This window comes from Brucella pituitosa (assembly GCF_003049685.1).
Lineage (GTDB): Bacteria > Pseudomonadota > Alphaproteobacteria > Rhizobiales > Rhizobiaceae > Brucella > Brucella pituitosa.
Genome location: NZ_PYSY02000001.1, coordinates 1,479,588 through 1,492,799, shown reverse-complemented (window position 1 = coordinate 1,492,799; position 13,212 = coordinate 1,479,588). Strand labels below are relative to the sequence as shown.

Sequence of the window (13,212 nt, the reverse complement as noted above, 5' to 3'; positions counted from 1 at the left end):
CAGTTCAAACCTTAAACTAAGGAAATACCAAAATGGCTGATCTCGCAAAGATCGTTGACGACCTTTCGGCTCTGACAGTTCTGGAAGCTGCTGAACTTTCGAAGCTTCTCGAAGAAAAGTGGGGCGTTTCGGCTGCTGCTCCTGTAGCAGTTGCTGCTGCTGGCGCTGCTCCTGCTGCTGCTGCTGAAGAAAAGACCGAATTTGATGTCGTTCTCGCTGACGGCGGCGCAAACAAGATCAACGTGATCAAGGAAGTTCGCGCAATCACCGGTCTCGGCCTCAAGGAAGCTAAGGACCTCGTTGAAGCAGCTCCTAAGGCTGTCAAGGAAGGCGCTTCCAAGGACGAAGCTGAGAAGATCAAGGCACAGCTCGAAGCAGCTGGCGCTAAGGTCGAACTCAAGTAAGTTCGAGTATTCCGGCGGACGGTTTCCGTCCGCCGGTTTCATTCTGGGTCTTGCATCCGGAGTAAATGCATGAAAAGAAACGAAAAGCGCGGAATTAGGTTCTCTTCATGCAGATTATAATCAGAACGATTGTTAAGAGAATGTTCTGATCACTTTAAACCCTTTTCCTGATGGCCCTGACCGGGCCTTCAGGAAACGGGTTTTAGCCCGTTAGAAGGACCGCCGAAAGGCGGCGCACGATAAAGGCCGCAAGGCGTGAGCAAGCCGTAAGGCTATAGAACGAGGAGCGACGATGGCTCAGACCCATTCTTTCAATGGTCGCAAGCGCGTACGCAAATTTTTCGGCAAGATCCCCGAGGTCGCGGAAATGCCAAACCTCATTGAGGTTCAAAAGGCATCATACGACCAGTTCCTCATGGTTGAGGAACCAGCTGGCGGGCGTTCTGAAGAGGGTTTGCAGGCGGTTTTCAAGTCTGTTTTCCCAATTCAGGATTTCTCCGGCGCTTCAATGCTGGAATTCGTTCGCTACGAATTCGATGCACCGAAGTTCGACGTTGACGAATGCCGTCAGCGCGATTTGACATATTCGGCACCTCTCAAGGTGACGCTGCGTCTGATCGTATTCGATATTGATGAAGATACCGGCGCGAAGTCCATCAAGGACATCAAGGAGCAGGACGTTTACATGGGCGATATGCCGCTCATGACGGACAACGGCACCTTCATCGTCAATGGTACCGAACGTGTTATCGTTTCGCAGATGCACCGCTCGCCGGGCGTATTCTTCGATCACGACAAGGGCAAGACGCATTCCTCGGGCAAGCTTCTGTTTGCTGCTCGCGTCATTCCTTACCGCGGTTCATGGCTTGACATCGAATTCGATGCCAAGGACGTGGTCTATGCGCGTATCGATCGTCGCCGCAAGCTTCCAGCAACGACGCTTCTCATGGCGCTCGGCATGGACGGCGAAGAAATTCTGTCGACGTTCTACAACACCGTTACGTATTCGCGTGATGGCGATAACTGGCGCATTCCGTACTCGGTAGAACGCTTCAAGGGCATGAAGATCATTTCTGATCTTATTGATGCCGACACAGGTGAGGTTGTTCTCGAAGCAGGCAAGAAGCTGACTGCTCGCTCCGCGAAGCAGCTTGCTGAAAAGGGCCTCAAGTTCATCAAGGCAACCGAAGACGATCTCTTTGGCTCCTACCTTGCTGAAGACACTGTCAATTACGCAACGGGTGAGATTTATCTCGAAGCCGGTGATGAAATTGATGAGAAGGTTCTCAAGACGCTTCTCGACACAGGTGTTGATGAGATCAACGTCCTTGATATTGATCATATCAATATCGGTGCGTATATCCGCAACACGCTGGCTGTCGACAAGAACGAAAGCCGTCAGGAAGCGCTGTTCGACATCTACCGCGTGATGCGTCCGGGTGAGCCGCCGACAATGGATTCGGCTGAAGCCATGTTCCATTCGCTGTTCTTCGATTCGGAACGCTATGACCTGTCCGCTGTTGGTCGCGTGAAGATGAATATGCGTCTCGACCTCGATGCAGAAGACACTGTCCGTGTTCTGCGCAAGGAAGACATCCTTGCTGTGGTCAAGATGCTGGTTGAGCTGCGCGATGGCCGTGGTGAAATCGACGATATCGACAATCTCGGTAACCGTCGTGTCCGTTCGGTCGGCGAGCTGATGGAAAATCAGTATCGCGTCGGTCTTCTGCGCATGGAACGTGCGATCAAGGAACGTATGTCCTCGATCGAAATCGACACGGTCATGCCGCAGGATCTGATCAACGCGAAGCCTGCTGCAGCGGCTGTTCGTGAGTTCTTCGGCTCCTCGCAGCTGTCGCAGTTCATGGATCAGACCAACCCGCTTTCGGAAATCACTCACAAGCGCCGTCTTTCGGCTCTTGGACCTGGTGGTTTGACCCGTGAGCGCGCTGGCTTCGAAGTCCGCGACGTGCATCCAACGCATTATGGCCGTATCTGCCCGATTGAAACGCCGGAAGGCCCGAATATCGGTCTGATCAACTCGCTTGCAACCTTTGCCCGCGTCAACAAGTACGGCTTCATTGAAAGCCCGTATCGTAAAGTTGTCGATGGCAAGGTCACGAACGACGTTGTTTATCTGTCGGCTATGGAAGAAGCGAAGCACTCGGTTGCTCAGGCAAACGTAGAGCTGGACGAGCAGGGTGGTTTTGTAGACGAATTCGTCATCTGCCGTCACGCTGGCGAAGTTATGATGGCTCCGCGTGAAAACGTGGACCTGATGGACGTTTCGCCGAAGCAGCTCGTTTCGGTTGCTGCAGCGCTTATTCCGTTCCTTGAAAACGACGATGCGAACCGCGCTCTCATGGGCTCGAACATGCAGCGTCAGGCTGTTCCGCTCGTTCGTGCAGAAGCACCGTTCGTCGGAACCGGTATGGAAGCAGTTGTTGCGCGTGACTCTGGTGCTGCTATCGCCGCTCGTCGCGGTGGTATCGTCGATCAGGTTGACGCAACGCGTATCGTTATCCGCGCTACCGAAGACCTCGATCCGTCGAAGTCTGGCGTTGATATCTATCGTCTGCAGAAGTTCCAGCGCTCGAACCAGTCGACCTGTATCAACCAGCGTCCGCTTGTACGCGTTGGCGATCCTATCGGTAAGGGCGACATCATTGCTGATGGTCCGTCGACCGATCTGGGCGATCTGGCTCTTGGCCGTAACGTGCTCGTCGCGTTCATGCCTTGGAACGGCTACAACTACGAAGATTCGATCCTTCTTTCCGAGAAGATCGTTTCGGAAGACGTCTTCACCTCGATCCATATCGAGGAATTCGAAGTTGCTGCTCGCGACACGAAGCTTGGACCTGAGGAAATCACCCGCGACATTCCGAACGTTTCGGAAGAAGCACTGAAGAACCTCGACGAAGCTGGTATCGTTTACATCGGTGCTGAAGTGCATCCTGGCGACATTCTTGTCGGCAAGATCACACCGAAGGGAGAAAGCCCGATGACGCCGGAAGAAAAGCTTCTGCGCGCCATCTTCGGTGAAAAGGCATCTGACGTTCGTGACACCTCCATGCGTATGCCTCCGGGAACATACGGTACCGTTGTTGAAGTTCGCGTTTTCAATCGCCACGGCGTTGAAAAAGACGAACGCGCAATGGCGATCGAACGCGAAGAGATCGAACGTCTTGCGAAGGATCGTGACGACGAACAGGCTATCCTGGATCGTAACGTTTACGGACGTCTCGCCGACATGATCGACGGTAAGGTTGCTGCTGCAGGGCCTAAGGGCTTCAAGAAGGGCACGACCATTACGCGCGAAATCATGACCGAGTATCCGCGTTCGCAATGGTGGCAGTTCGCTGTTGAAGACGAAAAGCACCAGGGTGAACTGGAAGCTCTGCGCGGCCAGTACGATGAATCCAAGAAGCTGCTCGAAGCTCGCTTCATGGATAAGGTCGAGAAGGTACAGCGCGGCGACGAGATGCCTCCAGGCGTCATGAAGATGGTCAAGGTCTTTGTCGCTGTGAAGCGCAAGATCCAGCCGGGCGATAAGATGGCTGGCCGTCACGGCAATAAGGGTGTGGTTTCCCGCATTCTGCCTGTCGAAGACATGCCGTTCCTCGAAGACGGTACGCATGCCGATATCGTTCTTAACCCGCTTGGCGTGCCGAGCCGTATGAATGTGGGCCAGATTCTGGAAACACATCTTGGCTGGGCTTGCGCAGGTATGGGCAAGAAGATCGGTGAGCTGATCGACGTTTATCGCAAGACGGCAGACATTCAGCCGCTGCGCGATACGCTTGAGCACATCTATCCAGACAACGACCGCAACGAGCCGGTTCGCTCTTATGACGATGATTCGGTCATGATGCTGGCGAACCAGGTTAAGCGCGGCGTGTCGATCGCAACGCCGGTATTCGACGGTGCGGTGGAAGCTGACATCAATGCGATGTTGACGGATGCAGGTCTTGCGACCTCGGGTCAGTCGACGCTGTATGATGGACGTACGGGTGAGCCGTTCGACCGTCAGGTGACCATGGGCTACATCTATATGTTGAAGCTCCACCACCTGGTCGACGACAAGATCCATGCTCGTTCGATCGGACCTTACTCGCTCGTCACCCAGCAGCCGCTCGGTGGTAAGGCGCAGTTCGGTGGTCAGCGCTTCGGCGAAATGGAGGTCTGGGCTCTGGAAGCATATGGTGCGGCTTACACGCTGCAGGAAATGCTTACAGTCAAGTCGGACGACGTTGCAGGCCGTACCAAGGTCTACGAAGCGATTGTTCGTGGCGACGATACGTTCGAAGCTGGCATTCCAGAAAGCTTCAACGTTCTCGTCAAGGAAATGCGTTCGCTCGGTCTCAATGTTGAGCTGGATGATACACGCGACGAGCAGCAGCCGGCACTTCCGGACGCGGCGGAATAAAAAACATCAAGGCGCGCCATGGTATTGCCGTGGCGCGCCCGTAAGGTATTTCCAGTAAAAGGCTAAAGATGCTTTGCGCACGGGAATGCTGAACGGAATGTGCAGTTCCAGACTGCTTAATACCGCGAATTCTTTTCAAGATGGCAGGGACTTTCAGCTTGTCATCGACGACACACAGGGCGGCGGATCGCCCTCAAGGAGAACGGCATGAACCAAGAGGTCATGAATCTTTTCAATCCTCAGGCTCCGGCACAGACGTTCGATTCCATCAGAATCTCGATTGCCAGCCCTGAGAAGATTCTGTCCTGGTCATACGGCGAGATCAAGAAGCCGGAGACGATCAACTATCGTACGTTCAAGCCTGAACGCGATGGTCTCTTCTGCGCGCGTATCTTTGGCCCGATCAAGGATTATGAATGCTTGTGCGGCAAGTACAAGCGTATGAAATACAAAGGCATCATCTGCGAAAAGTGCGGCGTTGAAGTCACGCTGTCGCGCGTTCGTCGTGAGCGCATGGGCCATATTGAGCTCGCAGCACCTGTTGCACATATCTGGTTCCTGAAGTCGCTTCCTTCGCGTATCGGCACATTGCTTGATATGACGCTGAAGGATATCGAACGCGTTCTGTATTTTGAAAACTACATCGTTACCGAACCGGGTCTGACTTCGCTGAAAGAACACCAGCTTCTTTCGGAAGAAGAATATATGATTGCCGTCGATGAATTCGGCGAAGATCAGTTCACAGCCCTTATCGGTGCAGAAGCTATCTTTGAACTTCTGGCTTCGATGGATCTTCCGAACATCGCCGCAGACCTGCGCGTCGATCTGGCAGAAACCACGTCGGAACTGAAGACCAAGAAGCTGATGAAGCGTCTCAAGATCGTTGAGAACTTCATGGAATCCGGCAACCGTCCTGAGTGGATGATTATGAAGATCGTTCCGGTTATTCCACCGGATCTGCGTCCTCTGGTTCCACTGGATGGCGGTCGTTTTGCTACATCCGATCTCAACGACCTTTACCGTCGTGTGATCAACCGTAACAACCGTCTGAAGCGTCTCATTGAACTGCGCGCTCCTGGCATCATTATCCGTAACGAAAAGCGTATGTTGCAGGAAGCTGTTGACGCGCTGTTCGATAACGGCCGTCGTGGCCGCGTCATCACCGGTGCTAACAAGCGTCCGCTGAAGTCGCTCTCCGACATGCTCAAGGGTAAGCAGGGTCGTTTCCGTCAGAACCTTCTCGGTAAGCGCGTCGACTATTCGGGTCGTTCGGTTATCGTGACTGGTCCTGAACTGAAGCTTCACCAGTGCGGTCTGCCAAAGAAGATGGCGCTCGAACTGTTCAAGCCATTCATCTACGCTCGTCTTGACGCCAAGGGTTATTCCTCGACCGTTAAGCAGGCGAAGAAGCTGGTTGAAAAAGAACGTCCGGAAGTCTGGGATATTCTTGACGAAGTGATCCGTGAGCATCCGGTTCTTCTGAACCGTGCGCCTACGCTGCACCGTCTTGGTATTCAGGCATTCGAACCCACGCTGATCGAAGGCAAGGCCATTCAGCTGCATCCGCTCGTTTGTACAGCGTTCAACGCTGACTTCGACGGTGACCAGATGGCTGTTCACGTCCCTCTGTCGCTTGAAGCTCAGCTTGAAGCACGCGTGCTGATGATGTCGACCAACAACATCCTGCACCCGGCAAACGGCGCACCGATCATCGTTCCTTCGCAGGACATGGTTCTCGGCCTCTATTATCTGTCGATCGTGGCAGACAAGGAGCCAGGCGAAGGCATGATGTTTGCCGATATGGGCGAACTTCAGCATGCGCTTGAGAACAAGGTTGTCACGCTGCACACCAAGATCAAAGGCCGTTTCAAGACGGTTGATGCGGAAGGCAATGTCGTTTCCAAGGTGTACGACACAACGCCTGGCCGTTTGATCACTGGCGAGCTTCTACCGAAGCATGTCAATGTGCCGTTCGACATCTGTAATCAGGAGATGACGAAGAAGAACATCTCCAAGATGATCGACCACGTCTACCGCCATTGCGGTCAGAAAGAGACGGTTATCTTCTGCGATCGCATCATGCAGCTCGGCTTTGCCCATGCATGTCGTGCCGGTATTTCGTTCGGTAAGGATGACATGGTCATTCCGGACTCGAAGGCGAAGATCGTTGCAGAAACCGAAGCTCTGACGACCGAATACGAACAGCAGTACAATGACGGCCTGATCACTCAGGGCGAAAAGTACAACAAGGTCGTTGATGCCTGGGGTAAGGCGACTGACAAGATCACCGAAGAAATGATGGCCCGCATTAAGGCTGTTGAATTCGATCCGGTGACCGGACGTCAGAAGCAGATGAACTCGGTTTACATGATGTCGCATTCGGGTGCCCGTGGTTCGGTCAACCAGATGCGTCAGCTTGGCGGTATGCGTGGTCTTATGGCCAAGCCGTCGGGTGAAATCATCGAAACCCCGATCATCTCGAACTTCAAGGAAGGCCTGACCGTTAACGAGTACTTCAACTCGACACACGGTGCCCGTAAGGGTCTTGCTGATACCGCCTTGAAGACCGCTAACTCGGGTTACCTGACGCGTCGTCTCGTTGACGTTGCACAGGATGCGATCATTTCGGAAGTCGATTGCGGCGCCGAAATCGGTCTCACCATGCAGCCGATCGTTGATGCCGGTCAGATCGTTGCTCCAATCGGACAGCGCGTTCTGGGCCGTACAGCACTTGATCCGATCATCAATCCGGCAACTGGCGATGTTATCGTTGAAGCTGGCCGCATGATCGAGGAAAAGGACGTCGAAGTCATCGAGAAGGCTGGTATCCAGTCGATCCGTATTCGCTCGGCCCTTACCTGTGAAACCCGTAACGGCGTTTGCGCCAAGTGCTATGGTCGTGACCTTGCACGTGGTACTCCTGTCAACCAGGGTGAAGCTGTCGGTGTTATCGCTGCACAGTCGATCGGTGAGCCAGGCACTCAGCTGACCATGCGTACCTTCCACTTGGGCGGTACTGCACAGGTTGTTGACTCGTCCTACCTCGAAGCTTCGTATGAAGGCACCGTCAAGCTGCGCAATCGCAACGTGGTTCGCAACTCCGATGGTAACCTCGTGGTCATGGGCCGTAACATGGCGGTTCTGATCGTCGATGCTACGGGCAAGGAACGTGCGGTTCACCGTGTAACCTACGGTTCGCGTCTGTTCGTTGACGAAGGTGATGCAGTCAAGCGCGGTCAGCGTATTGCCGAGTGGGATCCGTACACCCGTCCAATCCTTACGGAAGTGGAAGGCTACGTCGAGTTCGAAGATCTCGTCGACGGCCTCTCGGTTTCGGAAACTGCGGACGAGTCGACTGGTATCACGAAGCGCGTTATCATCGATTGGCGTTCGACCCCACGTGGTGCAGACCTCAAGCCTGCAATGGTCATCAAGGACAAGAGCGGCAAGATCGCAAAGCTGTCGAAGGGTGGCGAAGCTCGCTTCCTGCTTTCGGTGGAAACGATCCTTTCGTTCGAGCCGGGTGCTCACGTTAATGCTGGTGACGTTATTGCGCGTCTGCCGATGGAAAGCGCGAAGACCAAGGATATTACCGGTGGTCTGCCACGCGTTGCGGAACTGTTCGAAGCTCGTCGTCCGAAGGACCATGCCGTCATCGCAGAGATCGATGGTACTGTCCGCTTCGGTCGCGATTACAAGAACAAGCGCCGTATCATCATCGAGCCAAACGACGATACGATCGAGCCTGTTGAGTATCTGATTCCTAAGGGAAAGCCGTTCCATCTTCAGGACGGTGACGTTATCGAAAAGGGTGAATACATCCTCGACGGTAATCCAGCGCCGCATGACATTCTGGCCATTAAGGGCGTGGAAGCTCTCGCTTCCTACCTCGTCAATGAAATCCAGGAAGTCTACCGTCTTCAGGGCGTTCTGATCAACGACAAGCACATCGAAGTGATTGTTCGTCAGATGCTCCAGAAGATCGAGATCACGGAATCGGGCGATACCGGTTACATCACCGGTGATCATGTCGATCGCATCGAACTCGATGAGGTCAATGATCGTCTGATCGAGGAAGGCAAGAAGCCAGGTTCGGGTAATCCGGTTCTGCTTGGTATTACCAAGGCTTCGTTGCAGACTCCTTCGTTCATCTCGGCGGCGTCGTTCCAGGAAACCACTCGCGTGCTTACCGAAGCGGCTGTTGCCGGCAAGATGGACATGCTGCAGGGTCTCAAGGAAAACGTTATCGTCGGTCGTCTCATCCCGGCCGGTACTGGTGGCATGACCAACCAGATCCGTCGTATTGCGACGGCTCGCGACGAACTGATCATCGACGAGCGTCGCAAGTCGACCGGTTCCGCAGCAGCCAATGCGATGCTGACAGACATGACCAACAGCGCAGCCGAATAAGGCAGCGTTCAGGAAAAGGAAAAGGCCGCCTTTCGAGGCGGCCTTTTTGTTTGTGGCTTTTTGATTGTGAAAAAAAGGGCGGTCAGAAACCGCCCTTTATCTTAGCGCAAAACCTTGAACCCAATCCTGGGTCAGGCTGCGTGATTTCAGCCAAACTTATTCTTCTTCCTCGTCATCGCCTTCGAATTCGATCAGCGCTACTTCACCGGTGAGGGCGGTGTGCCATGCACTCTTGTGAGGTTCTTCTTCTGGTTCTTCGGTGATTGTGCCCATCTCGATCAACTCAGCTTCGTGATAACCTTCTTCCGCCAGGATCGCGAGGACGGTCTGAACGAGATCTTCGTCTTCATCGGATTTCAGCAGAATGTGTACTTCTACAGATTCCTCTTCGCCTTCGTTCCAGACGTCGGCAATGACCAGGTGAACGATTGGCGAATCGTTATCTGCAATCGGGGTAGTGGATGACATTGAGAATCCCTTAATATTCTGTTGTGTTTCGACTCGGATGTGCTTCAATAGCGGCTGTTCGGGTCCGGCGCTATGCTGGCACACAAAAATGACAGTTTTGTCTGCGAAATAATCGCGAATTGACGTCGAATACGGCGCAATAACCTGTCCGGCTGGCACCAAAACGCGGCTCTACGGCCTTTTGGTGAAGAAACTTAATGTCCTGCCCTTGACGAAACGCCTCCAAACACGTATCAGCAGCCCATCTGAGCCGATGTGAGGCTGGCTGTTTCGGGGCGACGCGCTCTGAAGTTCGCCTCAAACAGGGTTCGTTTTACGATCGAAATGCAACTTGCCGTTCGCATGAAGCTTTTGCTTCCTCTGCTTTTGTTCGGGGTGGCCACATACAGTGTGGCTGGTCCCGAATTTGTGCATGAGCACTCCGGTGAAACGGCCCTCATGGGGCGCTGATACGAGATTTTTTATAGAGGAAGGTTCAATGCCTACCGTAAACCAGTTGATCCGCAAGCCGCGCACTGCGCCGGTAAAGCGTAATAAGGTTCCTGCTCTGCAGGCAAACCCACAGAAGCGCGGCGTTTGCACCCGCGTTTATACGACAACCCCTAAGAAGCCGAACTCGGCTCTCCGTAAGGTTGCCAAGATTCGTCTGACCAATGGCTTTGAAGTCATCGGTTACATCCCAGGTGAAGGTCACAACCTTCAGGAGCACTCCGTGGTTATGATCCGCGGCGGCCGCGTCAAGGATTTGCCGGGTGTGCGTTACCACATCATCCGCGGCGTTCTCGATACCCAGGGTGTTAAGAACCGCAAGCAGCGTCGTTCGAAGTACGGTGCGAAGCGTCCTAAGTAAGAATTTTCCGGGGATACCGGCCGCCAGAATGGCGAGTTGAGCCCGATGTAATTGAAAGTTGAGACGAAATGTCCAGACGCCATAAAGCAGAGAAGCGCGAGATTAATCCGGATCCAAAGTTCGGCGATCTCGTGATCACAAAGTTCATGAATGCAGTTATGCTTCATGGCAAGAAGTCGGTTGCAGAAAGCATCGTTTACGGTGCGCTTTCGGCGATCGAAGCCAAGGCGAAGTCAGAGCCGGTCGCGCTGTTCCATCAGGCGCTCGACAATGTTGCTCCGCACGTTGAAGTCCGTTCGCGCCGCGTTGGTGGTGCAACCTACCAGGTTCCGGTCGATGTGCGTTCAGAACGCCGCCAGGCGCTTGCCATTCGTTGGCTGATCAATGCAGCTCGTGGTCGTAATGAAACCACGATGATTGATCGTCTTTCCGGTGAATTGCTTGATGCTGCAAACAACCGTGGTTCTGCTGTGAAGAAGCGTGAAGACACGCACCGCATGGCTGAAGCCAACCGCGCATTCTCGCATTACCGCTGGTAATCGTCGAACCCTATTCAAAGAGCAAAAACATGGCCCGCGAATATAAAATCGAAGACTACCGCAATTTCGGTATTATGGCTCACATCGACGCCGGTAAGACGACGATGACCGAGCGTATCCTGTTCTATACCGGTAAGAACCACAAGATCGGTGAAACCCATGATGGCGCGTCCACCATGGACTGGATGGAGCAGGAACAGGAACGCGGTATCACCATCACGTCCGCTGCTACGACCACGTTCTGGCAGGGTCAGGATGGCAAGAAGCGTCGCTTCAACATCATCGACACCCCGGGCCACGTTGACTTCACCATCGAAGTCGAGCGTTCGCTCCGCGTTCTCGACGGTGCAATCGCTCTTCTCGATGCGAATGCTGGCGTAGAGCCACAGACCGAAACTGTTTGGCGTCAGGCTGAGAAGTACCACGTTCCACGTATGGTCTTCGTCAACAAGATGGACAAGATCGGTGCAGACTTCTACCGTTGCGTAGAAATGGTCGGCTCGCGTCTTGGCGCAATCGCTCTTCCAGTTCAGCTGCCAATCGGCGCTGAAAATGAGTTCGAAGGCGTTATCGATCTGATCGAAATGAATGCCCTGACCTGGGATGGCACCATCGGCGCATCTGCGATCGTTGGCGAAATCCCTGCAGACCTTAAGGACAAGGCTGAAGAGTACCGCGAAAAGCTCATTGAGCTGGCCGTGGAAATCGATGAAGCTGCAATGGAAGCTTATCTCGAAGGCACCATGCCTACGAACGAACAGCTTCGTGCACTGATCCGTAAGGGCACCATCGACGTTAAGTTCCATCCGGTTCTTTGCGGTACGGCGTTCAAGAACCGCGGCATTCAGCCACTTCTCGACGCTGTTGTGGAATTCCTTCCGGCTCCAACCGATGTTCCTGCGATTAAGGGCATCGACGTTAAGACGGAAACCGAAACCACCCGTGAATCTTCGGATGAAGCACCGCTTTCGATGCTTGCATTCAAGATCATGAACGATCCGTTCGTTGGTTCGCTTACTTTTGCTCGTATTTACTCGGGCAAGATGACCAAGGGCATTTCGCTCGAAAACACCGTTAAGGGCAAGCGTGAGCGCATCGGTCGTATGCTGCAGATGCACTCCAACAGCCGTGAAGACATCGAAGAAGCTTATGCAGGCGACATCGTTGCTTTGGCTGGCCTCAAGGAAACCACAACTGGTGATACGCTCTGCGATCCGCTGAAGCCGGTTATCCTTGAACGCATGGAATTCCCTGATCCGGTTATCGAAATCGCGATTGAACCAAAGACCAAGGCTGACCAGGAAAAGATGGGCATCGCGCTCAACCGTCTGGCTGCTGAAGATCCTTCGTTCCGCGTTAAGTCCGATGAAGAATCCGGTCAGACGATCATTGCTGGCATGGGCGAACTTCATCTCGACATTCTCGTTGACCGCATGAAGCGTGAATTCAAGGTAGAAGCAAACGTCGGCGCGCCGCAGGTTGCTTACCGTGAATCGATCACCCGTCAGGCTGAAATCGATTACACCCACAAGAAGCAGTCGGGTGGTTCGGGTCAGTTCGCTCGCGTCAAGATCATTTTCGAACCGCATGACGGCGATGACTTCATCTTCGAATCCAAGATCGTTGGTGGTGCTGTTCCTAAGGAATACATCCCAGGCGTTCAGAAGGGTATCGAAAGCGTCATGGGTGCGGGTCCGCTTGCTGGCTTCCCGATGCTCGGCGTGAAGGCAACCCTGATCGACGGCGCATACCACGACGTTGACTCCTCGGTTCTCGCGTTCGAAATTGCTGCTCGCGCAGCGTTCCGTGAAGGCGCACAGAAGGCTGGTGCACAGCTTCTCGAACCGATCATGAAGGTTGAAGTCGTAACTCCTGAAGATTACGTCGGTGACGTAATTGGCGATCTGAACTCACGTCGTGGTCAGATTTCAGGTACGGAAGCTCGTGGCATTGCTACGGTCGTCAACGCAAACGTTCCACTGGCCAACATGTTTGGTTACGTGAACAACCTGCGTTCGATGTCTCAGGGTCGTGCACAGTACACCATGCAGTTCGACCATTATGAGCCGGTTCCGACCGCGGTCGCACAGGAAATTCAAAAGAAGTTCGCGTAAT

7 protein-coding genes are annotated in these 13,212 nt (G+C 53.7%); 6 read left to right on the top strand and 1 reads right to left on the bottom strand.

Annotation, left to right across the window (positions count from 1 at the left end):
• The first annotated feature begins 32 nt into the window (after nt 1-32).
• From rplL to rpoC, 3 genes are all read left to right on the top strand, one after another.
• Nucleotides 33-404, top strand: a complete 372-nt coding sequence (gene rplL, locus C9380_RS07355; RefSeq protein WP_024898616.1) for a 50S ribosomal protein L7/L12 — start codon at nt 33-35, stop codon at nt 402-404.
• Nucleotides 405-696: 292 nt separating this feature from the next.
• The gene (gene rpoB, locus C9380_RS07350; protein ID WP_128093292.1) at nt 697-4,830 is read left to right on the top strand and encodes a DNA-directed RNA polymerase subunit beta; all 4,134 of its coding nucleotides are present in this window, start codon (nt 697-699) and stop codon (nt 4,828-4,830) included.
• A 207-nt stretch (nt 4,831-5,037) separates the two neighbouring features.
• Nucleotides 5,038-9,240 (top strand): DNA-directed RNA polymerase subunit beta', encoded by a 4,203-nt coding sequence (rpoC, locus tag C9380_RS07345; protein ID WP_024898614.1) that lies wholly within the window; start codon nt 5,038-5,040, stop codon nt 9,238-9,240.
• Between the two features lie 156 nt (nt 9,241-9,396).
• On the opposite strand, the gene C9380_RS07340 is transcribed toward rpoC, so the two are convergent.
• Entirely contained in the window at nt 9,397-9,756 is a 360-nt protein-coding gene (locus C9380_RS07340; protein ID WP_024898613.1) for a hypothetical protein, read from the bottom strand.
• Between the two features lie 430 nt (nt 9,757-10,186).
• On the opposite strand from C9380_RS07340, the gene rpsL reads away from it, so the two are divergent.
• The 3 genes from rpsL (at nt 10,187) to fusA (ending at nt 13,211) form a co-directional block, all read left to right on the top strand.
• Nucleotides 10,187-10,558, top strand: a complete 372-nt coding sequence (gene rpsL, locus C9380_RS07330; RefSeq protein WP_006168377.1) for a 30S ribosomal protein S12 — start codon at nt 10,187-10,189, stop codon at nt 10,556-10,558.
• A gap of 68 nt (nt 10,559-10,626) precedes the next feature.
• Nucleotides 10,627-11,097 (top strand): 30S ribosomal protein S7, encoded by a 471-nt coding sequence (rpsG, locus tag C9380_RS07325; protein WP_007875422.1) that lies wholly within the window; start codon nt 10,627-10,629, stop codon nt 11,095-11,097.
• Between the two features lie 29 nt (nt 11,098-11,126).
• Nucleotides 11,127-13,211: an elongation factor G gene (gene fusA / locus C9380_RS07320; RefSeq protein ID WP_024898612.1), complete on the top strand. Its 2,085-nt coding sequence runs from the start codon at nt 11,127-11,129 to the stop codon at nt 13,209-13,211.
• Nucleotide 13,212 lies beyond the last annotated feature (1 nt).